Annotated in this window: 21 protein-coding genes; 12 read left to right on the top strand and 9 right to left on the bottom strand. The window is 61.0% G+C overall.

The genetic code is table 11. The features are described from left to right. Positions 1-147: 147 nt before the first annotated feature. The 6 genes from ABSE61_RS23300 (at position 148) to ABSE61_RS23275 (ending at position 8671) form a co-directional block, all read left to right on the top strand. Positions 148-696, top strand: coding sequence for a c-type cytochrome (locus ABSE61_RS23300; protein WP_423873491.1), 549 nt, complete (start codon positions 148-150; stop codon positions 694-696). A 227-nt stretch (positions 697-923) separates the two neighbouring features. Beyond that, complete coding sequence (locus ABSE61_RS23295; RefSeq protein ID WP_423873490.1) at positions 924-2819, top strand: extracellular solute-binding protein; 1896 nt, start codon at positions 924-926, stop codon at positions 2817-2819. A gap of 13 nt (positions 2820-2832) precedes the next feature. Then, on the top strand, positions 2833-4716 hold the full coding sequence (locus ABSE61_RS23290) for an extracellular solute-binding protein (RefSeq protein ID WP_423873489.1): 1884 nt from the start codon (positions 2833-2835) through the stop codon (positions 4714-4716). A 3-nt stretch (positions 4717-4719) separates the two neighbouring features. Next, the gene (locus ABSE61_RS23285) at positions 4720-5826 is read left to right on the top strand and encodes a microcin C ABC transporter permease YejB (RefSeq protein WP_423873488.1); all 1107 of its coding nucleotides are present in this window, start codon (positions 4720-4722) and stop codon (positions 5824-5826) included. After that, positions 5826-7025 carry an ABC transporter permease gene (locus ABSE61_RS23280; RefSeq protein ID WP_423873487.1) on the top strand — a complete coding sequence of 400 codons (1200 nt, stop codon included), beginning with the start codon at positions 5826-5828 and terminating at the stop codon, positions 7023-7025. The genes ABSE61_RS23285 and ABSE61_RS23280 overlap by 1 nt, the downstream gene beginning before the upstream one ends. Before the next feature lie 8 nt (positions 7026-7033). Then, complete coding sequence (locus tag ABSE61_RS23275; RefSeq protein ID WP_423873486.1) at positions 7034-8671, top strand: ABC transporter ATP-binding protein; 1638 nt, start codon at positions 7034-7036, stop codon at positions 8669-8671. Positions 8672-8676: 5 nt separating this feature from the next. Here the strand turns inward: ABSE61_RS23275 and ABSE61_RS23270 are convergent, their stop codons facing one another. Continuing rightward, the gene (locus ABSE61_RS23270; RefSeq protein ID WP_423873485.1) at positions 8677-11181 is read right to left on the bottom strand and encodes a glycogen/starch/alpha-glucan phosphorylase; all 2505 of its coding nucleotides are present in this window, start codon (positions 11179-11181) and stop codon (positions 8677-8679) included. Between the two features lie 468 nt (positions 11182-11649). Here ABSE61_RS23270 and ABSE61_RS23265 point away from each other — a divergent pair, with 468 nt between their 5' ends. Continuing rightward, a complete protein-coding gene (locus ABSE61_RS23265) occupies positions 11650-12081 on the top strand; it encodes a hypothetical protein (RefSeq protein WP_423873484.1) in 432 nt (143 codons plus the stop codon). Positions 12082-12117: 36 nt separating this feature from the next. Here ABSE61_RS23265 and ABSE61_RS23260 read toward each other — a convergent pair whose 3' ends face one another. Further along, entirely contained in the window at positions 12118-12915 is a 798-nt protein-coding gene (locus ABSE61_RS23260) for a DUF2865 domain-containing protein (RefSeq protein ID WP_423873483.1), read from the bottom strand. Between the two features lie 174 nt (positions 12916-13089). Further along, positions 13090-13653 (bottom strand): orotate phosphoribosyltransferase, encoded by a 564-nt coding sequence (gene pyrE, locus ABSE61_RS23255; protein ID WP_423873482.1) that lies wholly within the window; start codon positions 13651-13653, stop codon positions 13090-13092. Between the two features lie 214 nt (positions 13654-13867). On the opposite strand from pyrE, the gene ABSE61_RS23250 reads away from it, so the two are divergent. Together ABSE61_RS23250 and ABSE61_RS23245 are read left to right on the top strand one after the other, a co-directional pair. Beyond that, entirely contained in the window at positions 13868-14494 is a 627-nt protein-coding gene (locus ABSE61_RS23250; RefSeq protein ID WP_423873481.1) for a glutathione S-transferase family protein, read from the top strand. A gap of 100 nt (positions 14495-14594) precedes the next feature. After that, positions 14595-15617, top strand: a complete 1023-nt coding sequence (locus tag ABSE61_RS23245) for a D-cysteine desulfhydrase family protein (protein ID WP_423873480.1) — start codon at positions 14595-14597, stop codon at positions 15615-15617. Positions 15618-15687: 70 nt separating this feature from the next. Here ABSE61_RS23245 and ABSE61_RS23240 read toward each other — a convergent pair whose 3' ends face one another. Both ABSE61_RS23240 and ABSE61_RS23235 read right to left on the bottom strand, forming a co-directional pair. Next, the gene (locus ABSE61_RS23240) at positions 15688-16323 is read right to left on the bottom strand and encodes a LysE family translocator (protein WP_423873530.1); all 636 of its coding nucleotides are present in this window, start codon (positions 16321-16323) and stop codon (positions 15688-15690) included. 145 nt (positions 16324-16468) lie between these two features. Beyond that, complete coding sequence (locus ABSE61_RS23235) at positions 16469-17131, bottom strand: TetR/AcrR family transcriptional regulator (protein ID WP_423873479.1); 663 nt, start codon at positions 17129-17131, stop codon at positions 16469-16471. Positions 17132-17208: 77 nt separating this feature from the next. On the opposite strand from ABSE61_RS23235, the gene ABSE61_RS23230 reads away from it, so the two are divergent. Continuing rightward, entirely contained in the window at positions 17209-17994 is a 786-nt protein-coding gene (locus ABSE61_RS23230; protein ID WP_423873478.1) for an acetoacetate decarboxylase family protein, read from the top strand. A 60-nt stretch (positions 17995-18054) separates the two neighbouring features. On the opposite strand, the gene ABSE61_RS23225 is transcribed toward ABSE61_RS23230, so the two are convergent. Next, on the bottom strand, positions 18055-18903 hold the full coding sequence (locus tag ABSE61_RS23225; protein WP_423873477.1) for a C40 family peptidase: 849 nt from the start codon (positions 18901-18903) through the stop codon (positions 18055-18057). Next, positions 18896-20275: a leucyl aminopeptidase family protein gene (locus ABSE61_RS23220; protein WP_423873476.1), complete on the bottom strand. Its 1380-nt coding sequence runs from the start codon at positions 20273-20275 to the stop codon at positions 18896-18898. The genes ABSE61_RS23225 and ABSE61_RS23220 overlap by 8 nt, the downstream gene beginning before the upstream one ends. 231 nt (positions 20276-20506) lie before the next feature. Here ABSE61_RS23220 and ABSE61_RS23215 point away from each other — a divergent pair, with 231 nt between their 5' ends. Both ABSE61_RS23215 and ABSE61_RS23210 read left to right on the top strand, forming a co-directional pair. Next, entirely contained in the window at positions 20507-20713 is a 207-nt protein-coding gene (locus tag ABSE61_RS23215) for a hypothetical protein (protein WP_423873475.1), read from the top strand. 215 nt (positions 20714-20928) lie between these two features. Next, on the top strand, positions 20929-21732 hold the full coding sequence (locus tag ABSE61_RS23210) for a tetratricopeptide repeat protein (protein ID WP_423873474.1): 804 nt from the start codon (positions 20929-20931) through the stop codon (positions 21730-21732). Between the two features lie 60 nt (positions 21733-21792). Here ABSE61_RS23210 and ABSE61_RS23205 read toward each other — a convergent pair whose 3' ends face one another. Continuing rightward, positions 21793-22767 (bottom strand): type II secretion system F family protein, encoded by a 975-nt coding sequence (locus ABSE61_RS23205; protein WP_423873473.1) that lies wholly within the window; start codon positions 22765-22767, stop codon positions 21793-21795. Positions 22768-22776: 9 nt separating this feature from the next. Further along, on the bottom strand, positions 22777-23754 hold the full coding sequence (locus ABSE61_RS23200; RefSeq protein WP_423873472.1) for a type II secretion system F family protein: 978 nt from the start codon (positions 23752-23754) through the stop codon (positions 22777-22779). Positions 23755-23763 lie beyond the last annotated feature (9 nt).

Genomic DNA, 23763 nt, shown 5'->3' with positions numbered 1-23763 from the left:
GGCGTTTATACGGGTTGCCAGAGCACGGGCAAACCGATATCTGATTTCCGCTCAGGGTGCGGCGCGAAAGCCCGATTCCTTAGCGCCAATCGCGGCCGTTTCTCGCCGGCCAAAAGTCGACATTCCCGGCCTGGAGCCTGATCCACAATGGACTCCTTCGAACTCAATAAAATTCTCGGTGCCATTCTCGGCACCTGTCTCATCTTGCTGGTGACGAGCTTTGCGGCCAGCGCGCTTTTCGCTCCCAACAAGCCGGAAAAGCCCGGTTTTGAAATCGCGGTGAAGGAAGAGGCGGCAGGAGGCGAGAAGGCCGCTGCAGCCGAACCGGCCGTGCCGATCGAGAAACTGCTGCAAACCGCCTCCGTCCAGAAGGGCGAACAGGCCGCCAAGAAGTGCGCCGCTTGCCACGACTTCACCAAGGGCGGGCCCAACAAGGTCGGTCCGAATCTTTTCGGCATCGTGGGTGACAAGAAGGGCGAGGGCCGCGGATTCAATTTCTCGGCGGCGATGAAGGCCAAGGGCGGCACCTGGACCATCGATGACCTCAGCCAGTTCATCGATAATCCCAAGGGTTTCGTCCCCGGCACCGCGATGGGCTTTGCCGGTATCCAGAAAGGCAGCGAGCGCGCCGACGTGATCGCTTACCTGAATTCGCTTTCCGATAGTCCGCAGCCTCTGCCAACCGCGGCAAAGTAACTGCAAATTATTCGAGCATTGTTCAACGGCCGGGTTCAGCTCCGGCCGTTTTGCGTTCTGGTATGGGTTCCTATTCTGGTTCAGCCAGAGCCAGGCGGGTCTCACTATTGTTACCGCGGCCTTTCGCCCCAGAAGGGGTGTAATCATGAGCAAAAAGCAACTTAAGCGGCCGAAACCTTGCCTTATACTCCGGTCTTGATACCGCGGATTACGAGAGGATTTTGCCTTTGGCACTGAACCGAAGACATCTCTTGCAGGGCGGCGCGGCTGCTGCCGTTGCGCCAGCGCTCGGCACGGCTTCCGGCTTTACGATCATCAGTTCCGCCGAGGCTCAGACCGCCGCAAGCGCGCCGGTCTGGCGGCACGGGTTGTCACTGTCTGGGGACATTAAATATGCCGCCGACTTCAAGCGCTTCGATTACGTTAATCCCGGCGCGCCGAAGAGCGGCATCGTGCGGCAGATCGCAGTTGGTACCTTCGACAATTTCAACATCGTGGTTTCGGGCGTCAAAGGTTCGATCGCTCCCATCGGGCTAATCTACGAAACACTGATGGCACATGCGCTGGACGAGGTCGCGACTGAATATGGCCTTTTGGCGGAAGCCGCCCAGCACCCCGACGATTTTGCCTGGGTGGTTTATCGGCTGCGCAAGGAAGCGCGCTGGCACGACGGCAAGCCGGTCACGCCGGAAGACGTCGTCTTTTCACTCGAACAGCTGAAGAAACTCAGCCCGATGTACGCTTCGTATTATCGCCACGTCGTGAAGGCCGAGAAGTCCGGCGAGCGTGAGATCAAGTTCACATTCGACGCGCCGGGAAACCGCGAACTGCCGCATATCGTCGGCGAGCTTGTGGTCTTGCCCAAGCATTATTGGGACGGCAGCGACAGCCAGGGCCGCAAGCGTGATATTTCCCAGACGACGCTGGAGCCGCCGCTGGGCTCCGGCCCGTATCGTATCAAGGAGTTTGTCGCCGGCCGCTCGCTGAGCCTCGAACGTGTCAAGGATTACTGGGGTGCCGATCTGCCGGTTCAGGTTGGCCAGAACAATTTCGATGAGCTGCGTTACGAATTCTTCCGCGATTCCACTGTTGCGCTCGAAGCTTTCAAAGGAGATCAGGTCGACTGGCGCCTGGAAAACAGCGCGAAGAACTGGGCCACGGCCTACGACTTCCCTGCTGTGACCGAGAAGCGTGTGGTGCTGGAAGAGTTTCCGGACCGCAGCTCCGGCCGCATGCAAGCTTTTGTGCTCAATATCCGCCGCGACCAGTTCAAGGACATTCGGGTCAGGCGCGCACTAAATTGGGCTTTCGACTTCGAGGAAATGAACAAGCAGCTTTTCTTCGGGCAGTATTTCCGCATCGGTAGCTACTTCGCCGGATCGGAGCTTGCGTGCGCCGGGCTGCCGCAAGGGCGCGAGCTTGCGATCCTCGAGACGGTCCGTGACAAAGTGCCGGCCGAAGTGTTCACCTCGCCCTATCAAAATCCCGTCGGTGGCAATCCCGACGCCGTCCGCAACAACCTCCGGGAAAGCACGAAACTGCTCAAAGAAGCCGGATTTGAAATCAAGGACCGTAAGTTGCTGGATCCAACCGGTAAGCCCGTGACGGCAGAGATCCTGGTGGAGGATCCGACCTACGAACGAGTCGCATTGTTCTTTAAGCCGTCGTTGGAGCGTATTGGCATAACTGCTTCAGTTCGCGTGGTCGATGAAGTGCAGTACGAAAATAGAAAACGAAATTTCGACTTCGACATCATTATCGATAGCTGGCCGGAGTCGCTATCGCCCGGAAATGAACAGCGTGAATATTGGGGATCGCAAGCTGCCGATGTGCTGGGTTCCAGAAATTTGATTGGCATCAAAGACCCTGCGGTCGATGCCCTGGTTGATAAAGTGATTTTCGCGACGGATCGGGAAGATTTGGTCGCTGCGACCAAAGCGCTTGATCGCGTTCTGCTGTGGAATTCTTACGTGGTGCCGCAGTGGAATTATCCCAAAGCGCGGACTGCACGCTGGGATCGCTTCGGCCGGCCGGCCGAAATGCCGAAATACGGGCTCACCGGATTCCCCGCTTTGTGGTGGTTCGATGCCGACAAGGCCGCCAGAATCGGCAAGAGATCTTGAGGAATTTTCCGCCATGACGTCTCTCTCTCGCCGGCATGTGCTCGGTCTTGGCGCTGGTGTTTTCGGTGCCGGCGTTTCGGGCGTGCCGTGGCTGCGGCCGGCGCTTTCGACGGATGCTCCCAGCGAGGCCCATGGGCTTTCGGTGTTCGGCGACTTGAAATACCCGGCTGATTTTCAGCACTTCGACTACGTCAATCCGGCCGCACCGAAAGGCGGCATGTTTTCGCTGATCCCGTCGGTTCGTGCCTACAACCAGTCCTATCAGACCTTCAACTCCTTCAACGCCTATGTCCTCAAAGGCGAGGGGGCGCAGGGCATGGACATGACGTTTGCGCCGTTGATGGTGCGTGCGGGCGATGAACCCGATGCGATGTATGGCTTGGTGGCGAAATCAGTACAGATTTCGCCGGACAAGCTGACCTATCGCTTCACGCTGCGTCCTGAAGCCCAATTCCACGACGGTTCCAAACTGACGGCGCAGGACGCCGCGTTCTCGCTGATGACGCTCAAGACCAAGGGCCATCCGCTGATCCTGCAGCAAATGCGCGATATGGTGAAAGCGGAGGCTGTGGACGATGCGACGCTGATCGTCACCTTCGCCGAAAAGCGGGCGCGCGATGTCCCGCTCTATGTCGCAAGCCTGCCGATCTTCTCGAAAGCCTATTACGCCACGCGGCCGTTTGAAGAATCGACGCTCGACGTCCCGCTCGGCTCCGGCCCCTACAAGGTCGGAAAATTTGAGGTCAATCGCTTCGTCGAGTTCGAACGGGTCAAGGACTGGTGGGGGCGCGATCTTGGCGTCGCCCGAGGCAGCTATAACTTCGATGTCGTGCGCTATGAATTTTACCGGGACCGCGACGTTGCCTTCCAGGGATTTACCGGGCGGAATTATCTCTATCGCGAAGAGTTCACCTCGCGGGTATGGGCGACGCGTTATGATTTTCCGGCGGTGCGCGACGGCCGCGTCAAACGCGAAATCTTGCCGGATGAAACGCCATCCGGAGCGCAAGGCTGGTTCATCAATACCCGCCGCGACAAATTCAAGGATTCGCGCGTGCGCGAGGCGCTGATCCAGGCGTTCGATTTCGAATGGACCAACAAGACCATCATGTACGGCGCTTATGCGCGCACTCACTCGCCGTTCCAGAATTCCGATATGGTAGCGAGCGGCGTGCCGTCGCCGGAAGAGCTCAAGCTGCTTGAGCCGTTTCGTGGTCAGGTGCCGGATGAGGTATTCGGCGCGCCCTTCGTGCCGCCGGTCTCGGACGGATCAGGACAGGATCGCGCGCTGTTGCGCAAGGCGCAGCAATTGCTGCAAGACGCGGGCCTGCCGATCAAGGATGGCAAGCGTCTGCTGCCGAATGGCGAAATCTTCCGGATTGAGTTTCTCGTCGACGAGCCGTCGATCGAGCCGCACCATGCGCCTTACATCAAGAATCTCGGGACGCTTGGCATCGAGGCCAGCTTGCGCCTCGTCGATCCCGTCCAGTACCGCGCGCGCGTTGAAGACTTCGATTTCGACATGACCATCGAACGCTTCAGCATGTCGGCGACCCCGGGCGATGGCATGCGGCCATTCTTCACCTCGCAGGCGGCAAAGACCAAAGGTTCCTATAATCTTGCCGGCATCGCCGACCCCGTGATCGATACACTGGTCGAAAAGGTTCTCGCCGCCGACAGCCGCGCCGATCTGACGGTTGCCTGCCGGGCGTTCGACCGGGTGTTTCGCGCCGGGCGTTACTGGGTGCCGCAGTGGTACGCCAACACGCATAAGCTCGCTTATTGGGATTTGTTCGCTCACCCTGAAAAACCTCCGCGTTACGCATCGGGTGTTGGTGCGCCGGACAACTGGTGGGCGGACGCCAGCAAAGCGGCCGCAGCCGAGCAGGCGAAGTAACACATGGGCGCCTATATCGCACGCCGCATTTTGTTGATGGTTCCCACGCTGTTGGGAATCCTGTTCGTCTCCTTTGTCGTTGTGCAATTCGCGCCCGGCGGCCCGGTCGAGCGGGTGATCGCGCAACTGTCCGGGGCCGATACCGGAGGTACGTCGAGGATCTCGGGCTCGGGTGGCGATTTCGGGGGGCGCAACCAGGTCGGTGTGTCGTCGGATGCGGTAAGCTCCAAATATCGCGGCGCGCGGGGACTAGATCCTGACTTTATCAAGAGCCTGGAGAAGCAGTTCGGCTTCGACAAGCCGGCGCCCGAGCGTTTTCTCTTGATGGTATGGAATTTCTCGCGGTTCGACTTCGGCAAAAGCTATTTTCGCGACGTCAGTGTGCTGCAACTGATCAAGGAGAAGCTGCCGGTCTCGATGTCGCTCGGCATCTGGATGACGCTTTTGACCTACCTGATCTCGATTCCACTCGGCATCCGCAAGGCGGTGATGGACGGTTCGAAATTCGATACCTGGACCTCGGCGGTGATCATCGTCGGCTTTGCTATACCGGGATTCCTGTTCGCGATCCTCTTGATCATCCTGTTTGCCGGCGGCTCCTTCTTCAATATTTTTCCGTTGCGCGGGCTGACGTCGGACGGCTGGTCGCAATTTCCCTGGTACTGGAAAATCATCGACTATTTCTGGCACATCACTCTGCCGCTGATATCGATGGCGCTCGGCGCCTTCGCCACTATGACGTTGTTGACCAAGAATTCCTTTCTCGATGAAATCCGCAAGCAATATGTGATGACGGCGCGCGCCAAGGGGTGCAGCCAGAACCAGGTGCTTTACGGCCACATCTTCCGCAACGCGATGTTGATCGTGATCGCCGGATTTCCCGGCGCTTTCATCCATGCGTTCTTCTCCGGCTCGCTCCTGATCGAGACCATCTTCTCGCTCGACGGACTCGGTCTGCTCGGCTTCGAGAGCGTGCTCAACCGCGACTATCCCGTGGTGTTCGGAACGCTGTTCATCTTTTCGCTGGTCGGTCTCGTCGTCAATCTGATCTCCGATCTCGCTTATATGTGGGTCGATCCGCGGATCGATTTCGAGGCGCGAGAGGTCTGATGTACGAGCTTCAGAAAGATGGCGCCGCGCCTCCGCCGCCTCCGGTCGAGACGACCACGCAGGCGCCACTCGGCGCGGCGGTTCCGTCGACGAGCCATGGGCTTGGCATCTCTCCGCTTAACCGCCGGCGCTGGCAGAATTTCAAATCGAACCGCAGGGGCTTTTGGTCGTTGTGGATTTTCCTTTTCCTGTTCTTCGTGTCGCTGTTCGCCGAACTCATTGCCAATGACCGGCCTTTCTTCATCCGGTTTGACGGACATTCGTATTGGCCTGCCTTCGTCAGCTATTCCGAGACGACCTTCGGCGGCGATTTCGAAACCGCGGCCGATTATCGCGATCCTTACTTACAGAAATTGATCGCAGCGAAGGGTGGCACCATTATCTGGCCGCTGATCCGCTACTCCTTTGACACGCACAATCTTGATCTTCCGACGCCCGCGCCGTCGCCGCCGACCTGGATGCTAACGGAAGCGCAATGCAAGGAAGTGGTGGAAAGAAAAGGCCTCAAGAGCTGCCGCGACCTGGAATATAACTGGCTCGGCACCGACGATCAGGGTCGCGACGTCGTCGCGCGCCTGATCTATGGCTTCCGCATCTCCGTGCTATTCGGCCTCAGCCTCACCATCATCTCCTCGATCATCGGCGTTGCCGCGGGCGGGGTGCAGGGCTATTTCGGCGGCTGGATCGATTTGACCTTTCAGCGTGTGATCGAGGTCTGGACCGCGATTCCCTCGCTCTATCTGCTGCTGATCCTGTCTTCAGTGCTGGTGCCTGGCTTCTTCGTGTTGCTCGGTATCCTCTTGTTGTTTTCATGGGTATCGCTGGTCGGTCTGGTGCGCGCAGAATTTTTGCGAGGCCGCAATTTCGAATACATCCAGGCGGCGCGGGCACTCGGTGTTTCCAACGCCGTTATCATGTTCCGCCATCTGTTGCCGAACGCGATGGTGGCGACGATGACCTTCCTGCCGTTCATCGTTTCGTCGTCGGTGATGACGCTGACCGCGCTCGATTTCCTCGGCTTCGGGCTTCCGCCGGGTTCACCCTCGCTCGGCGAGCTACTTTCGCAAGGCAAGGCGAATGTTCAGGCGCCGTGGCTCGGCTTTACCGGCTTCTTTGCGGTCGCGATCATGCTGTCGCTCCTGATCTTCATCGGCGAAGCCGTCCGCGACGCCTTCGATCCGCGCAAGACGTTCAGGTGAGCCCGGCCATGGACGCCGTCAACCAGCCCTTGCTCGATGTCCGCGACCTGTCGGTGGCGTTTCACCAGCCGAGCGGCGACACGATTGCAGTCGACCATGTTTCATTTTCGATTCAGCGCGGACAATGCGTGGCGCTGGTTGGTGAATCCGGGTCCGGCAAGTCGGTCAGCGCGCTGTCGGTTTTGAAGCTGCTGCCGTATCCGACCGCCTCGCATCCTTCCGGCGTCATTTTGTTCAAGGGCCGCGACTTGCTGACGATGTCGGAGCGCGAAATGCGAGGCATTCGCGGCAACGACATCTCGATCATCTTCCAGGAGCCGATGACCTCGCTCAATCCGCTGCATACGATTGAGTCGCAGATCGGTGAAATCCTGCAACTGCATCAGGGCGTCGGCGGCCAGATGGCGCGTTCGCGCACGCTGGAGCTGTTGACCCAAGTCGGTATTCCCGATCCGCAGACACGTCTCAGGAGCTATCCGCATCAGCTATCCGGCGGTCAGCGCCAACGGGTCATGATCGCGATGGCGCTCGCCAACGAACCGGATCTCTTGATCGCGGACGAGCCAACCACGGCGCTCGACGTCACGGTGCAGGCGCAAATTCTGGCGCTGCTCGCCGACATCCGCAAACGGCTCGGCATGAGCCTCTTGTTCATTACCCACGATCTCGGCATCGTGCGCCGCATTGCGGACGTGGTCTGCGTCATGAACGGCGGCAAGATCGTCGAGCAGGGGCTGGTCGAGGACGTCTTCACTGCGCCGAAACATCCCTATACCCGCGCGCTGCTCGCCGCCGAGCCCAAGCCAGATCCGGCGCCGCCGCGGCCTGAATCTCCGGTCGTGATCTCGGCCGACGATCTGAAGGTCTGGTTTCCGATCAAGCGCGGCCTGCTGCGCTCGACGGTCGGCCACATCAAGGCCGTCGACGGCGTCAGCCTGTCGGTGCGCAAGGGCGAGACGCTCGGCGTCGTCGGCGAATCCGGCTCCGGCAAAACCACGCTCGGTCTTGCGCTGCTGCGCCTGATTTCCTCCGACGGGCCGATCGTCTTCTTAGGCGCAGAAATCCAGGGCCTCCGCTTCAAGGAAATGCTTCCCTACCGCCGCGACATGCAGATCGTATTTCAGGATCCGTTCGGGGCCTTAAGCCCGCGAATGTCGGTCGGCGACATCGTGGTCGAGGGGCTCAGCGTGCACCAGCCATCGCTCTCGCAAGCCGAGCGCGAAGCGCGCGTGATCCAGGCGTTGCGCGACGTCGGTCTCGATCCGGCGACACGGTTTCGCTATCCGCACGAATTTTCCGGCGGACAGCGCCAGCGCATCAGTATTGCGCGGGCCGTCGTATTGGAGCCAAACTTTGTCGTGCTGGATGAGCCGACCAGCGCGCTCGATATGCTGTTTCAGGCCCAGATGGTCGATTTGTTGCGCGAACTGCAGCGCCGGCGAGACCTGACCTACATGTTCATTTCGCATGACCTGCGTGTGGTGGCGTCGCTCGCGAGCCACCTGATCGTGATGCGTGATGGCAAGGTGGTGGAAGAAGGCGCTGCGGCAGATTTGTTCAAGCGCCCGCAAACCGACTATACCCGCGCGTTGTTTGCGGCGGCCTTCCGCCTGGAAGCCGCGGGCGATGATGTCGTCAGGGAATAGAGGCTTTACCCCTCGGCGCGAAGCGGCTCGACCTTGACGTGGCCGTTCACCGGAACGTTCCAGATATCCTCGGCGTATTCGGTGATGGTGCGATCGGACGAGAACCAGGCCATCCGGGCGACGTTGAGGATAGAAGCCCGGGTCCAGGCCGCCGGCGTCTGCCAGCGCGCATCGATGCCGCGCTGCGCCGTATAGTAGGAATCGAAATCCGCGCTGACCATGTAGTGGTCGAGATGGCGCAGCGCGTGCGCAATCGATTCGAAGCGGCTCGGATCGTCCGGTGAGAATTCACCGCTGCCGATGGCGTTGATGGCGCGCGAGAGCGCGGGCGAAGCTCTGATCACGTCGGTGGCGTCGAGGCCCTGCTTGCGCCGCACCACCACGTCCATCGCTTCCATGCCGAAGATCGCGATATTCTCCGCGCCGACATGATCGCGGATTTCGATATTGGCGCCGTCGAGCGTACCGATGGTGATGGCGCCATTGAGGGCGAGTTTCATGTTGCCGGTGCCTGACGCTTCCATGCCCGCGGTCGAAATCTGTTCGGAGAGGTCGGCGGCCGGAATGATCACTTCCGCAAGGCTGACATTGTAGTCGGGCAGGAACGCGACCTTCAGGCGGCCGGCGACCGCGGGATCGTTGTTGACGACCTCGGCAACGTCGTTGATGAGTTTGATGATCAGCTTGGCGTAGCGGTAGCTCGCCGCCGCCTTGCCGGCAAAAATCTTGACGCGCGGCACCCAGTTGCCTTGCGGATTATCCTTGATCGCGTGGTAAAGCGCGATCGCCTCCAGGATATTGAGCAGTTGGCGCTTATATTCGTGGATGCGCTTGATCTGCACATCGAACAGCGCAGCCGGGTCGACCTTGATGTTGATCTTTTCGCCGATCAGGCGCGACAGTGCGATCTTGTTGTGATGCTTGACGCTGCGGAATTTTTCCTGAAATGCGCTGTCGCCGGCGCTCTTTTCAAGCAGTTGCAGCCGGGTCGGATCGTCGAGCACGGCGTCGCCGCAGGCCTCGCGCAACAGGTCGGTCAGCTTCGGATTGGCGAGCATCAGCCAGCGGCGGAAGGTGATGCCGTTGGTCTTGTTGGTGATGCGCCCGGGATAGAGATGGTTGAGATCGTGGAACACGGTCTCCTTCATCAGATCGGAATGCATGGCCGAGACGCCGTTGATGCGGTGGGAGCCGACGAAAGCCAGTTGCCCCATCCGCACGCGCCTGCCAGACCTCTCGTCGATCAGGGAGACGGACGCGCGGAAATCGACATCGCCAGGACAGCGCTCCTCGGCGAGCGCAAGATGGGCCACATTGATGCGGTAGATGATTTCCAGATGCCGCGGCAACAGCCGCTGGAATAATTCGACGGGCCAGGTCTCTAGCGCTTCCGGCAACAGCGTGTGGTTGGTGTAGGACAGCGTGTCGACCGTGATCTTCCACGCATCGTCCCAGCGGATGTTGTGCAGGTCGACGAGAATGCGCATCAACTCGGTGACGGCCAGACTCGGGTGGGTATCGTTGAGCTGCACCGCGACTTTCGCCGCGAGACCGCGTATCTGCCCGTCTGCCGCCAGATGACGCTTGATCAGATCTTGAAGTGAGGCCGAGACAAAGAAATATTCCTGGCGCAGCCGCAGTTCGCGGCCCGCCGGGCTTTCGTCATTCGGGTAGAGAAACTTGCAGATCGATTCCGCGCGTGTTTCCTCAGCGGCTGCGCCGACGTAGTCACCGCTGTTGAAGACGTCGAGCCGGAGCGGATCGGGCGAGCGGGCCGACCACAGGCGGAGTGCGTTGACGTTCTGACCGCGCCATCCGACGATCGGGGTGTCGTAGGCGACCGCCTGCACGGTTTCCGCCGGATGCCAGATCGCGCGGTCACGCCCCTTGGCATCGACGTGTTCGACACCGCCGCCGAAATGGACGTGATAGACCACCTCCGGCCGCTGGAATTCCCAGGGGTTGCCGAAGCTCAGCCACTCGTCCGGATATTCCTTCTGCCAGCCATTGTTGATGATCTGGCGGAACAGGCCGAAATCGTAGCGGATGCCGTAACCGATCGCGGGGATGCCGAGTGTCGCCATGCTTTCCATGAAGCACGCGGCAAGCCGGCCGAGGCCGCCATTGCCGAGCGCCGCGTCCGGTTCGCATTTGCGCAACTCCGACAGGCCTACGCCGAGATCGCCCAGCGCCGCGTCGAACAGCGCCAACAGCCCCATATTGTTCAAGGCGTCGGAGAAAAGGCGGCCGATCAGGAATTCGAGCGAGAGGTAATAGACGCGCTTGCGGCCGGCGTCGTAGCTCATCTTCTCGGCCGTAAGCCAGCGATGCACGATGCGGTCACGCAGCGCCAGCGCCGCCGCCTTGTACCAGTCGTGCTTGGTCGCCATGCCGGCGTCCTTGCCGATCGCAAGTCGGAGCTTGGCGAGAATAGCGCTCTTGATTTCGGTCAGCGCCAGTTCGTCGATGGGATCCGGCACCGAGAAAACTGGGATAGAAGGCTCTGACAAATTAAATCCCCTGCGGCGGCCCCCACGATACAGCACCTTGCACCGGGATCGAAACCCGGGACTTTAATTGTGCGACGTTTGCATGAATTTCATGCAAGGACCGGGCCGATTTAACAGGCTGATGCCTGATCCGGCTATGGTCCCTCGTCTTCAATAACGTTTATCCTTCATCACTTAAGGCCGCCATCACAGCCTCGACGTTTTCTGGCTCGGTCATGGGTAGAAGGCCATATCTCGTTGAGCTCACCAAAGGTCACAAAGCCCTTGTCGCGACCTAACGCGATGGCTTTCCGCACGACGTCGCTTCGCGGCATTTTTCGCTCCTTCCAAAACTACCCTCTACCAAAGGGCAGCGTCTCGCTTTGGCTAGAACAAATTAAGAACACTTTAGCAAGTCTTTGATATATCATAGTGATTCGAGATATTCCGACACAACATCTAGGGTCTATCCGAGATTTCGAGGACTACATGTCCACCATCGCCTTCGACCAATTCGCGCTCACCCGCATCGCCGACTTCGCCCGTTCGCTGTCGCGCCTGCATAAAACCTCCCGCCGTCAGCTTGTGGACGATGATGCGATCGACCGGGAATTCAACGCCGTCTGCCAGTCGGTCTGGGGCTACACCACCGACGACATCAGCGACGATCTGTTTTCCGACGCCGACCACGTCTTTCTGGATTCGCTCGATGAGGCGCCGGCGCGCCTGTTCGCCGCGGAACAAGGCTATGACCTCGTGGACGAGGAGGGCATGCTGACGGACTGGTGGGGTTATTGCTGGATGATCCTCGCCGAGAAACGCGGCCTGCTCACATCGGAAAACCGCACCGCCGCGCGGGCGCAAATCGAGGAGAAATACCGCGCGGCGCCGAACGTCATTGGCGTCATTGTCGGGCGGTAACGACACGCATCAGCGCGCCACCGCGAGGCAGGACGATCATTTCGATTCCGCGCGCTTGGCGCGCGAAAGAGGTTTCGGCGCGGGTGTGATGGACGCCGTGACGTCGCTGCTGATATCCACCCTCGAGGCCTCATTGCCGATCGCATCTGCCGCGACTGGCGCCACCTTCATTTCGCCGAGACGGGTGCGGACTTCCGCCGTCAGACCTGGGTAGGAGGCGACCGGGGTGAATTCGGGGTTCTGGTTGTTGCCGACCTTGATGCCGGAATAGGCCACCAGCCCATCTGTCGTGGCGATCACGTCCCCTGCGCGCAGCGAAGCATCCAGCATCAAATCGACCGGCGCAAGGCCGGCGGCATCGCGGCCGTTGCAGGTGCAGTCGGTGCGCAGCGCCTTTCGATAGGCAAAGGCGTTTTCGCTATCGGCATAACGCTCGCCGGTCGCGCTCGTCGCGCCGTCGATGTTGCTGCCATAAAAGACCTTGGTCGGGCTGGCCGGACAGAAGGCCTGGCACATCTGGATCGGCGAAGCGTTGCTGCGCGTCAGCGGAAAATACTTGCCGTCGCAGCTTCGCACGCAAAAAGCGGGGCCGCCGGAGGCCACTTGTCGCGGCGCCGGCGCGGGCGGCTGATTCTGCTGGAAAGGGTCGGCGAAGAAATTCGCCTGGGGTGGCTGTGCCTGGCGCTGCTGCTGTTTCTGAAGCCCGCCGAAAAACATGTCTAACAGGCCTTCGGCGGCGACTTCTTGCGGCGCAAGAAATGCGCTGGCAAGGAGGATGGCGGCCGCAGGAATCTTGCGCCGCCGCCGGCGCTGATCGGTCAACTCTGTACGCAACGCTCACTCCACCCGACGCCAGGACCTTAAGTCGGCAGTAACTCACTGCCCGCCGTCGTCGACATTAGTGCGGGATGGTAAACGAGCTATGAGCAAGGGCACGGGAGCGATAAAGAAACTGCTTCATATACTGTCTCGCCCCGCGAGATGCGGGAGACAGCGGGAACAAGAATTTCAGTCCTTCAGATATTCGCTCGCCCGGAACAGCCAGCGGAAGGCAAGGCCGGCTTGCGCAAAGTTTTCGACCGCGCCTTCTTCGCGGTCCACCATGGTCAGCACCAGAACGACTTCGCCGCCGGCATCGCGCACCGCCTCGACCGCCTTCAATGCCGATTCGCCGGTCGTGGTGACGTCTTCGACGATCACCACACGTTTGCCTTGCAGGCTCTCGTTCTTGGTCAGGCCCTCGACTGCCAGTCTTGCGCCGTGTTCCTTCGGCTTCTTGCGTACAAAGAAGGCCGCGATCGGATGGCCCTTGAGCCAGGAGAGCTGGGCGACGGCGCCGGCCAGCGGGACCGCGCCCATTTCCAGGCCGCCGATATAGTCGAGGCCGTCGTCCTTCAGCGCCTCATAAGTCAATTCGGCCAGCAAGGCGGCGCCTTCCGGATCGAGCATCGTCGGCTTGAGGTTGAAATAGAAATTGCTCTTGCGCCCGGAAGCCAAGGTAATTTCGCCGCGCCCGAAAGAGCGTTTGCGAATGATCTCGACGAGGCGGGCGCGGGACGCGGATTTGGACAAAATGATCTCCGGTATGGGAGGCGCAATTTATGCGGGGACGGGCGTCATATCCAGAGCGGAACCCACACCGTCAACAGCGCACAGCCGGGCCGATGCCGCTAAATGGCGAGTCTTGGCACCCCCAAATCGGCAAGGGGGTAGGCGCGCTGCGGCATTTCCGGCGGCTCGGCACGATGCTAAAGACACGCTCCTCCCAACGCCCTAGGAACCGTCGATGACCATCGAACTGCACACCTGGAATACGCCGAACGGCCGCAAGATCAGCGTTGCGCTCGAGGAGATGGGGCTGCCTTACAAGGTCGTTCCGGTCAATATCAGCAAGGGCGAGCAGATGGCGCCGTCGTTTCTGGCGATCAGCCCGAACAACAAGATTCCGGCGATCGTCGATCCCGACGGCCCCGGCGGCAAACCCGTCAGCGTGTTCGAATCCGGTGCGATCCTGCTTTATCTCGGGGAGAAAACCGGCAAGTTCTTACCCGTGCCTTTGGCCGAGCGTATTCCGGTTTATGAATGGCTGATGTGGCAGATGGGCGGCTTTGGGCCGATGCCGGGGCAGGTGCACCACTTCATTGCGCTGGAGAATGAGCGGGACCGCGCCTACGGCCTGAAGCGCTATATGGCCGAGACGCGCCGGCTCTATGGCGTGCTGGACCGGCGCCTGGCCGGTCATGAATTCGTCGCCGGCGCGCTGTCGGTGGCGGATTTCGCGATCCTCGGGTGGGCCTGGCGGCACGAACGTCACAAGGTGTCGTTTGCGGATTTTCCCCATGTCGGCCGCTGGTACGACGCGATGATGACGAGGCCGGCCGTCAAGCGCGGCATCGAAGCGAAGCTGGATTAGTCCGCTTCATCTTTGCTTGCTCCTGGAAGGAACGTGTCGGCGCGCCTACGCGTCCAGCGCCGGCCAATTGCTTGAACGTGAATTTCGAGACAGAAGAACGGTGCCAACGGATCGCAAGCCATTATCAGACAGGCTCGCTGTTTTTCCCCGCTTGGATTTGGCCGATCTGCCGACCCCGCTCGAGCCGATGAAGCGACTGACGGCTCATCTTGACGGACCGCGGCTGTGGGTCAAGCGCGAGGATGCCATGGGGCTCGGTTTTGGGGGCAATAAGCTGCGCAAGCTTGACTATGTCCTGTACGAGGCACTCGCGAGCGGCGCCGATACCATCGTCTCTGGCGGCGTTGTTCAATCGAACAGCCAGCGGCAGGTTGCCGCGGCTGCCGCTAAGCTGGGCCTCGCATGCCATCTCGCCGTCTACCACGGCCGGCTCGAACCGCCGACGCCCGAATACAGGACGTCTGGAAATGCATTCCTCAATCGGCTGTTTGGCGCGCACCTCCACGACGTGGCGTGGACCGGCGACCGCAACGCCGCCATTCGCTCGCTCGTCGGGGATCTCGAAGCCAAGGGTCGCAGGCCATACTTTGTGCCGTATGGAGTTTCGAATACCCTGGGCGCCGTTGCCTATGCCACGGCGATTTCCGAGATGGAACTTCAGGCAGCGCGATTGGGCTTCGTACCCGCCGCCATTGTGCACTGTACAGGAAGTGCCGGCACGCAGGCCGGTCTTGTCGCCGGTGCAGCCGTGGCGATGCCAAACACGCGGATCGTCGGGATTGATATCGACGCCGAGCCTGCGAGGGTGAGATCGGACGTCGCGGTGCTGGCGCGAGAAGCCTCCAATCTGCTTGATTTTCCCTTCGACGAAGCAACGGTGGAAGTCATCGCCGGGCACGCAGGACCTGCCTACGGCGTCCCGCACGAAGCGACAATCGAAGCGATTCGGCTTGCCGGCCAGCTCGAGGCTCTCCCGCTTGATCCGGTCTATTCGGGCAAGGGACTTGCGGGCTTGATCGCCCTGATCCGTCAAGGGCGTTGGCGCAAGGACGAGGATGTCATCTTCTTGCACACGGGCGGCGTGCCGGCACTTTTCGCCTACCAGAGCGCGCTCGGCATCTGAACTGACGAGTATTGCTATCTGCCGGATTGACGGACTCTTCCGTTTCTCGTCAAGCGAGAAGGCAGGATAGTCACGCCCGCTTTGTTTCCATCGCCATCCGCACCGCGAGACCTGCGAGCACCGTGCCCATCAGCCAGCGCTGGGCCAACAGCCAACTCGGGCGCGTGCCTAGGAAACTTGCGATCGATCCGGCGGCGAGCGCGATCATGGCGTTGACGCTGACGCTGATCACGATCTGGATCGACCCCAGCACGACCGACTGCACCAGGACGCTGCCGGCCGCGGGATCGATGAATTGCGGCAGCAGCGCCAGATACAGCATGGCGATCTTCGGGTTGAGCAGATTGGTGACGAATCCCATCGCGAATAATTTGCGCGGACCGTCGACTTTCAGCGTCTTGACCTGAAACAGCGAGCGGCCACCCGGCTTCAGCGCCTGCCACGCCAGCCACAGTAAATACGCGGCACCCGAAAGGCGGAGCGCATCGTAGGCGTAGGGCACCGCGAGCAACAGCGCGGTGATGCCGAATGCCGCGCACAGCATGTAGAACACAAAGCCGAGCGCGACGCCGCCGAGCGACACGATTCCGGCCGCAGGGCCCTGTGTGAGCGAGCGGGAGATCAGGTAAATCATGTTCGGCCCGGGCGTCAGCACGATGCCGAAGGAGACAAGCGCAAAGCCGAGCAGGGCGGTCAAATGAGGCATCATGGACTCGCGGGGTTATTGACCATCAGATAACGCGCATCCGTGCGCGATACCAGTTCGTAAATGGCATGGATGATGGTTGAATATTTCAGAGTGCGCGTCCGCGCTCGTTCGACAGCGCTTTGATCGCGCCATGCGTCACGAGCTAGCGGCGCCTGGCTTCCGGCACCAGCACCTTCACGAATTGCTGCGCCATTTTTTCCAGGTGCCGGGGATTCCGAAAAGCGCGCTCCATCACCGCCAGTCCCCGCGTGAAGGTGACCACGAGGTCCGCAGCGACGTCGGGATCGCAACTGAGCTTTCGCCGCGCGGCCGGCATCGAAAGCGCGTCCCGGATCAGGGTGGTCAAATCTTCGAGCAGGCGCCTGACCCGGGCCTCGATCGCCTTGCCGGCAAGCGGCAGTTCGATCGCCGTCTTGGTCGTCAGGCAGCCGCGCGTCGGAGCGCCCACGCTGAAGCTCGCGATGATCCCCTTGAGCAAGGCTGTCAGTGCGACCGCGGGATCCGGGTTCGACAGCGCAAGCCTGACAGAGTCGAGAAAGCGGCTTGCGTAGCGCTCGTAAGTGAGCAGGAACAACTGCTCCTTGTCGGTATAGGCGTTGTAAAGGCTGCCGCGCTGAACCCCCGTGGCTTCCGCCACGTCGATCATCGATGTCGCAGCAAACCCGTTCTGCCAGAAGGTCTTCAGCGCGACCTCCAGCACGGCATCTTCGTCGAATTGTCGCGTGTTGACCATGACGTCAAGATATAACGCATTGTTGACAGTGGTGTCAAATTTATTATTGACATACGTGTCAAATTTGACCACGGTGTCAAATATCCCGATGTGTAGAATAAAAAGGATGAGCAATGAGCTATCGATTTGAGGCCGGGCGCATCTATCGAATGCCGACGCATTTCGGACCGGCGGATGGACCTCGCCAATGGCCGGGCGACGCCGTGGCCGACCCGAAGCGCAGCAAACGAACGCTCTCCGTCGCGGCGAGTTTCCTGACCGATGCTTCGGCGCTGGAGCAGCATCTACCGGAAGGGTTTACGCTGGCCGGCGAACCCGCAGTGACGGTCGAGTTTCATCACATGACGGACATCGATTGGCTCGCGGGGCGTGGCTACACGATGATCTGGGTCACCTGGCCGGCGACGTTCAAGGGGAGCCGGGACCGGGCCACCGGCAAGTTTCTAGCCGTTGTCTGGGAAAATCTCACCGATGCGATCATTACCGGGCGTGATGAGATCGGGCATCCGAAACTCTACGCCGATATCGAGGAGGCTCGCCGCTTGGACGGCGTCCAGATCTGTACAGCAGGCTGGAGGGGATTCCGCTTTCTCGAACTCGAGGTTTCGCAGTTGCACGATGCGGAGACGAACCAACAAGGTCCCGCGTCGGACGGAAACCTGATGCTGAAATACAAGCCGCGCACGGGCGCCTGGGGCGAGGCGGATTTATGCCAGGTGACGCTCACGCCGGCCAGCGATCCGGACAGGCATGTCGAGCAGCGCCAGGCGGGCGTGGGCACCGTGCGCTTCCACAAGGCAACTTGGGCGGACCTTCCGACCATGCATCACGTGGTGAACGCGCTGGCCGCGTTGCCGGTCATCGAAGCCCGCGGTGGCACGGTCACGCTCTCGCGTGGTGGCAAGTCCTACCGCGACCAACGCGTGCTCGTGTAACGCCGCCACTGCGGGTGGCTTGCTCCAATCAAGTTTTCTCGCTTGGGAAAACATGATGGCCTAATCCAGCCGCCTGATCGCCGCGACCTCGCTGCCGGAGGCCTTGATGCGCGCGATCGCCTCCTGCGTACGTTCGATCGTCGTGGCCATATGATGCGCGTTGGCGTGGACGATGGTCTCGCCATCGCGGGCGATCGCGACATGGCCTTTCCAGAAAATCAGGTCGCCGCGTTTGAGTTTCTTCGTGTCGCGCGGGTTGAGTTCGCGGCCGAGCCCCTCCTGCTGCATGTCGCTGTCGCGCGGGCAGCCGGTGCCGGCGGCAGTGAGCGAGATCTGAACCAGCCCCGAACAATCGATCCCAAGACTGCTCTTGCCGCCCCATAAGTACGGCGTGCCGACAAACGCTTCCGCGACCGCGACAAAATCCGGGGCACGGCGACCGATCATGTCGAGATGCTGCCGCGGCAAGTGCCAGCCCTCGCGTGTGATCGCGAACGAACCCTCCTCGCGTAGTACCGTCAGCAAACTCCCCATCACAAAAGTCTCGGCCGGCGGCAGCTTGATCGAGTGGCCCGGAAAGGCGAAGGTCCGCAGGGCCGTAACCTTATGGGTTGGTTGGCCGGCCGGCTTTTTCAGCGCCTGATCGGGCAGCCAGCCGACATAGCCGTCGCTGTTGAGCTGGCCCCAGGCCCAGCCTTCACTGTTGCGGTCATAGATCGTTGCGCGCTCGCCCTTGAGCGCCTGCGTCGAGAGTTCCGCGTCGGAAGACGGTGCGCGACGAAGCGGCGCCAGCGCATCCGAGATTTCGAATTCCTCGCCGGTGACAAAGCGGGCGGCGTTGACCTTGCCTTCGAGATATTTAGCGGCGAGGTCGGCTCTCGCTGGCGTGAGGCGTGGATCATCATCCATAGCGGTTGCTCAGGAGCCGGTAGATGGCGCGCGCCGCCTGGCATTCGCCGCCCTCGGGGCGGCCGGGTTTGGCAGTCGGCGTCCATCCATAAATATCGACATGCAGCCAACTCTTGGCTGCTTCGACGAAGCGCTGGAGAAACAACGCGCAGGTGATCGAACCGGCGAAGCCGCCGGACGGCGCATTGTTGATGTTGGCGACTTTCGAATCGAGCCAGCTATCGTAAGGCGGCCATAACGGCAGTCGCCACAACGGGTCGTGCTCTTGTTTGGCGCAAGATGAAAGCGCCTCGGCGAGCGTTTCGTCGTCGGTGTAGAACGGCGGTAAGTCGGGGCCCAGCGCCACTCGCGCCGCGCCCGTCAGCGTGCCGAGATCGATCAACAGATCGGGTTTCTCCTCGTCGGCAAGCGCCAGCGCATCGGCCAGCACCAGCCGTCCTTCCGCGTCGGTGTTGCCGATCTCCACGGTGAGACCTTTGCGCGAGGTGAAGATATCAAGCGGCCGGAAAGCGTTGCCGGCGACCGAATTTTCGACCGCGGGGATCAAGACCCGCAAGCGCACCTTAAGTTGGGCGTCCATCACCATCTGCCCCAAAGCGAGTACGTTGGCAGCCCCGCCCATGTCCTTTTTCATGATCAGCATGCTGCTGGAAGGCTTCAAGTCCAACCCGCCGGTATCGAAGCACACGCCCTTGCCGACCAGCGTCACCTTGGGATGAGACGGATCGCCCCAGGTCAAATCGATCAGGCGCGGCGCGCGTGGGGACGCCATGCCGACGGCGTTGATCAGCGGAAAGTTCTTTCGCGTCAGCTCGTCACCGACGATGCAGTCGAATTTGGCGCCAAAACGTTGCGCAAGCTGTTGCGCCGCCTGCGCCAGTTCTTCCGGCCCCATATCATTGGCCGGCGTATTGATGAGATCGCGGGCGAGCGCAGCGGCATTCGCCATCCGCGTAATATCGGCGATGTCGACGCCGTCGGGAGGCACCAGCCTGACCTCGGGCGGTTCCGACTTTCGGTACCGGCCAAAACGATAACAGCCGAGTGCGAAAGCAAGCGTCGCTAGATGCGCGTGGTCGGGGGCCACATTGGCAAAACGATAGACGCCCGGCGGCAACAAACCCGCCAATTGGCCGGGCCGGAACGGGTCGCGGAATTTGGCGGTCTCGTTGTCCAGCCCGAACACCACCTGTGCGATCTCGCCGTTGGCGTCTGGTAGCGCCAGATAGGCGCCCGGCTTGGCCTTGAATCCGTTGGCGCGGGCGAATTGCCGGGAGGGTTCGGGGAGATCGGCGGAGATTGCCTCCCATGTCGAGGTTGTCGCAAACCTAATCGAAATGGCCGGCGTCGCGGTCTCGAACACGGAGGGCATGCTTTGATCTTCGGTTGAAACGGATCGCGGCAAGACAGTCTCTTGAAGGCAGTCTCTTGCGCGTTTTCGAAATTCTACAATGGCCTATGATGCCAAACCAGTGCCCAGTTTCCGAAGCGGGCCTTGTACAGGGACTTCAGATCGGTGGCCCTGGTGCGAAGGGCCGCGATCTACAGGTTTCCCGGTTGTCGTGATACCTTTCGTGAATTGGACTCTGCAGAGGAGTGTCAAATGGCTAGGAAAGGTTTGGACGGCCGGCACCGCGACACGACTGGCCGCATCGACAAGAAGCACGGCAACACGCGCGTTGGTAGCCTTCGCAAGACCTATGGCGAGCATTTCGCCAAAGGCCGGCGCAAGGACACGATGCTGAAGACGTTGCTGGCAGAGACGGGCACCGACTCGCTGCACGCCTATTTGCGCAAGCACCACAAGTAACCGCGGGCTGTAGGGTCGATCCTGGTTGGCGGGGAGGGCGGAGGGCCTTTCAGGTCGCGTTTGCCGCGGCCTCGGCCAGGACGGGGCGGATTTGCGGAAATCACGGGACCAAATCGGGGTGATCCTGGGGCGGCGTTAACCCTGCATTAGGGTTAACAGACTATTGCTGGGGCAAATTCGGCTCGGTCTGACGCCGATATCCGTGAGTCCCGTGCATGCGTCAGCAATCCACCCGGTTTCTTGCATCCGTTGCCATGACGGCGATTCTGGCCGCCAGTCTTGTCGGCTGCCAGACCATGTCCGATATTACGGGTTCGATATCGCCTAAGAGCTCGGCGAGCGCCGAGACGGACTCGCGTCAGGCAGTCGACGTTACCGGCGAACGTTTCCGCGCCGATCCCAAGAATGCCGAAGCTGCCCTTGCCTATGGCCAGGCGCTGCGCGCCTCCGGACAACGCAGCCAGGCGGCGGCCGTGCTGGAACAGGCCACGATTGCCCATCCCGGCGACAAGGCGCTGTTGGCGGGCTACGGCCGGGCGCTGGCCGACAACGGTAATTTCCAGCAGGCTTTCGACGTCCTGAACCGCGCCCACTCGCCCGATAATCCCGATTGGCGGCTGCTGTCGGTGCAGGGCACCACGCTCGACCAGCTCGGCCGCCACGACGAGGCGCGCCGCTATTATGAGAGCGCATTGAAGATCGTTCCGGACGAGCCGTCGGTGCTGTCAAATCTCGGTCTGTCCTACATGCTGTCGAAGAATCTGCCGAAGGCCGAGGAAGTGCTTCGCCAGGCCTATGCCGGCGGACGGGCCGATGCGCGGGTGCGGCAGAACCTGGCGCTGGTGATCGGCCTGCAAGGCCGTTTCGCCGAAGCCGAGCAGATCGTGCGTGCCGATCTTCCCGCCGAAGAGGCGGCGGCCAACGTCGCCTATCTCAAGCAGATGCTGAACCGAAAGGGCGACCCGCACCTCGGCAGTGCGGGAAAAATGCCCGTCGCTTCGCTGAACCGTCCGGAGTGACGGGGTCTCTTTTTATCAGGTAGCTGAAATCTTGAAGGCGCGGCCCGCGCCTTCAACGCGCTATTGCATCGAGGAGATCTTGATGCCGGTCGGCCCGAGAATGACGACAAACAATACCGGCAGGAAGAACAGGATCATCGGCACCGTCAGCTTCGGCGGAAGTGCCGCGGCCTTCTTCTCGGCCTCGTTCATGCGCATGTCGCGGTTTTCCTGCGCCATGACGCGCAGGCTCTGGCCCAGCGGCGTGCCGTAGCGCTCGGATTGCTGAAGCGCGAGACAGACCGACTTGACGCCGTCGACGCCGGTGCGCTTGGCAAGGTTTTCATAGGCAACCTTGCGGTCCTGCAAATAGGAAAGCTCGGCCGTGGTCAGCGTAAATTCCTCCGACAGCGCGACCGATTGCGTCACGATCTCGACTGCAACCTTGCGGAAAGCGGCTTCGATCGACATGCCGGATTCGATGCAGATCAGGAGCAAATCGAGCGAGTCCGGGAAGGCGCGGCGGATCGACAATTGGCGCTTTGAAATCGCATTTTTCAAAAACAGCATCGGCGCCTGAAGGCCCAGATAGGCGGCTGCGATGCACATGCCGACCTTGACCGGAAACGACTTCTCGAGATGCGAGATCACGAACACATACAGCACCGCTGAAACGAAAAACACGATCGGCGTTACCGCCCGGAAGAACAGGAAGGTGATATAGGGCGCCTGACCGCGATAACCGGCCTGGGTCAGCTTGTCGCGCGCCGCTTCCTGCGCCAGCCATTTTCCGAGGTTGAAGTCCTCCACCACCTTGGAGACGATTTGTTTCGGCGTCTGCCGCAGCGAAACTTTTTCGGTCTTGTTGAGACGCTCGCGCTCCCGCGCCCGGATCCGCTCACGCTCGCTGGCGACCGCCTTCATGCGTTTGGCCAACCCCTCGCCGGCGAACAGCGGCATGATCAGCGTATAGGCCGTGGCGCTGACCGCGACGGCGGCAAGCAGCATGGTCATGAAATGGGGGTCGTGGAGCTTTTCAACCAGAAAACTAATCATGCGGCACCTTTAGAAGTCGAAATTGATCATTTTCTTCATCACGAGGATGCCCATCGACATCCAGACCACGCAGCCAACCAGCATCAGCTGACCGGTCGGATGCGTCCACAACAGCGAAATGTAGTCGGGCGTCGTGATGTAGACGAGGATCATGACAATCGGCGGCAGCGCGCCAATGATGCCGGCCGATGCCTTGGCTTCCATCGACATCGCCTGAATCTTTTCGGCCATCTTCTTGCGGTCGCGCAGCACCTTGGAGAGGTTGCCGAGCGCTTCGGAGAGGTTACCGCCCGACTTCTGCTGGATCGCGATGACGATGCCGAAGAAGTTCGCTTCCGGTACAGGCATCCGCTCGAACAGGCGGCCGCAGGCTTCGCCAAGCGGCATACCGATCGCCTGGGTTTCGATAATGGCGGAGAATTCGGAGCGCAGGGGCTCCGGCGAATCGGCGGCGACCACCTTCAGCGATTCAAACAGCGGGAGGCCGGCCTTGATGCCGCGAACGATGACGTCCACGGCATCCGGCAGCGCGCGCAGAAAGGCTTTCTCGCGCCGCTTCTTCATGAAACTCAGCATCCAGCGCGGCAGGCCAAACCCGGCGGCGAAAGCCAGCCCGACCGCGCCGAGCGGTCCGCCGCCGCCGAGCATCGCCGCCGCAAAAGCCGCGATGGCAAGAATGCCGGAAACGATCATGAACTTGCGCGGCTCCCAGTCGAGCCCCGCCTGGGTCAGGCGGGTGGTCAACGTGACCTTGGCATCTTTCGCGCGCCTGGCTTCGACTTCCTTGAGTGATCCCTCGACCTGTTCGCGGCGGGTTTTCTGTTCCCTTTGCGTCTGCCGGGCCGCTACTGGCTCCGACTTGGCGATGGAAGCCCGGCGGCCCTCCGCTTTTTTCTCTCCCGACAACAGCGGATAAAGGAAGACCCACGCGAGGCCGCCGATCGCGGCGGTAGCGAGAAAGGCCAAAGCGAGTACTTGCATCTTCATCGCGGCTCT

It is taken from the genome of Bradyrhizobium sp., from assembly GCF_049519115.1.
In the GTDB taxonomy this organism is placed as follows: domain Bacteria; phylum Pseudomonadota; class Alphaproteobacteria; order Rhizobiales; family Xanthobacteraceae; genus Bradyrhizobium.
The sequence above is the reverse complement of the archived record's forward strand: the minus strand, read 5'-3'. Positions and strand labels throughout refer to the sequence as shown.